We start from the raw sequence: 1,005 nt of genomic DNA, 5'->3' as shown, positions 1-1,005 counted from the left end.
ATAGGTACTCATATAGGTAGGTTTCGGAAGGATATTTAGTCCTGCAAAAATGCCTAATCCTGGTTCCTGGTCATATAATCCCAAATGACTTAGCCTCTTACCTCCTATTAATTTGAAAAATAGCATGGAAAGGCAAGCTTGAATGGATCCAATGACACTTGATTCGGGGAGTTTGCATTCTTTAACGATATCAAGGATTCCGGTTTCTAAAATGTAAGGAATAAAGAAGAATACTCCTGCCACGGGAGTGTCAACTTTAAACGGTTCAAGTTCTGAAAAATCTAGCCCTTCCGCGCGTTCCGGTATGATTTTATTCTTAAGGTCGTTCCAAGTTCTGTATTGGCCCTTCTCTTAAGTTTGACAAAACCTGCATCTTTTAAAACTCGTTCTACTGTTCTCGATGAAATATTAATTCCCGTTTCAGCAAGGCGAAGATAGATATCATTTGTAGAGAGTCCCTGCCGTCTGTACACAATAATCTTATCCTGCACATAAGGCGGTGTTCTCTTTTGTTGCGGGCCTTTACGTATAACAGGAAAAAGTTCTATCTTTCCCGCTTTGGCATCTCTGAGCAAAGAATATATAGTGCTGGTTTTGTAGCCAATATTTCTAGGAATATTACTATCTAATTGCTCAAGTTCAATCCATTCATCAAATTTTTTATTACTGACAATTTCAGGAGAATGCTTTTTAAGTAAAGAGATTATTTTTTTATCCCTAATATCTTTCTTGAAAAACTAAACAGGTTGATGGGGATATTATATAAAAATTTAGAGTTAATTAAATTATTGAGATATTCGAGGACTTTTCTTTCTTCAAAAGAAGAACTAAAAAAATGCTTTCCCTCAATATCCCGTATTAAGTTACCCTTTGTACTTTCAGATTTCTCTTTCATAACACCCTCTTTAAATTCAGAGATCCGGATCTCATGTGAATGCAAAATGAATGAGTCAAATGTCCTAACCCCATTATTATCAGTAAGTAATGTTATTTCTTCCGAGAGCA

3 protein-coding genes are annotated in these 1,005 nt (G+C 35.6%); all 3 read right to left on the bottom strand.

Annotated features, from left to right (window positions below):
- On the bottom strand, positions 1-243 hold a 243-nt coding region (locus tag NUV40_04330), incomplete at its 3' end, for a transposase (GenBank protein ID MCR4343087.1).
- A 38-nt stretch (positions 244-281) separates the two neighbouring features.
- A complete protein-coding gene (locus tag NUV40_04325; protein ID MCR4343086.1) occupies positions 282-575 on the bottom strand; it encodes a hypothetical protein in 294 nt (97 codons plus the stop codon).
- Positions 576-703: 128 nt separating this feature from the next.
- On the bottom strand, positions 704-1,005 hold a 302-nt coding region (locus NUV40_04320), incomplete at its 5' end, for a hypothetical protein (protein MCR4343085.1).

The organism is Patescibacteria group bacterium, from assembly GCA_024654625.1.
In the GTDB taxonomy this organism is placed as follows: Bacteria; Patescibacteriota; Minisyncoccia.
This window is presented reverse-complemented; position numbering and strand designations above follow the sequence as displayed.